Origin of the sequence: Labrys miyagiensis (assembly GCF_030160835.1) — a bacterium.
Lineage (GTDB): Bacteria > Pseudomonadota > Alphaproteobacteria > Rhizobiales > Labraceae > Labrys > Labrys miyagiensis.
In genome coordinates this window covers 1-652 of sequence record NZ_BSPC01000083.1, presented here as the reverse complement: position 1 = coordinate 652, position 652 = coordinate 1, and the positions used below count along the sequence as shown (strand labels likewise).

1 protein-coding gene is annotated in these 652 nt (G+C 57.4%); it reads left to right on the top strand.

Features of this window, described 5'->3' with window-relative positions; all coding sequences use genetic code 11:
• Positions 1-412 (top strand): DUF302 domain-containing protein (locus QQL24_RS33880; RefSeq protein WP_284316736.1); only part of this gene is annotated, 412 nt, incomplete at its 5' end.
• Between the last annotated feature and the right edge of the window lie 240 nt (positions 413-652).

The window sequence follows — 652 nt, the reverse complement described above, 5'->3', positions numbered from 1 at the left end:
AAGGGAAACCCTCGAAGCGCTTGTTCCGCGCCTGGACGACGGCTTCCTGACCCTATTGCGTTTCGGCTTGATTGATCGGGCACGGCAAGAACTTGAGGCGGCGGCAATTCTTTCGATCTTTGGAAGCAGGGACCACGGCGCGCTCTTGGCGATTGCCGGTTCGAAGCGGCGGGCTGTTCAATATGACATTGGTAATCCGCTGACCGCGTCGCTGATGACTCGCCACAATATCTCAGCCGGTCTTTATGCACCCATTCGTGTCCTGCTTCGGGAAAGTCCTGAGGGCGAAGCCGCATTTGAGTACGATCGGCCGGTTTCGACCTTTGGACAGTTTGGCAACGAAAGAGTCGATATTGTTGCTCGGAAGCTCGACAAAGATCTGGAGAATGTCCTGAGGAAAGCCGCGAGTTAGCTCAAGCACGCTGTCGCCCGTCATCCGCCGGCTCGTCGTGATGGGGCGCGCGGCTACTTGTGGCTTCAATCCCACCTTGATGAAGGCCTGTTATCGCTTTTTGGATACCAGAAGCCGTCAGTCCCTTATCGTGAAGAGTTTCGGGCGCCGGCAGGCGTACGAAAGTCCCCGAGGAAGGAACCCGCGGGCCACAGGTCGATGGCTATGGAGATTTCGGATTTCGGCTGCTGTCGGCGATGG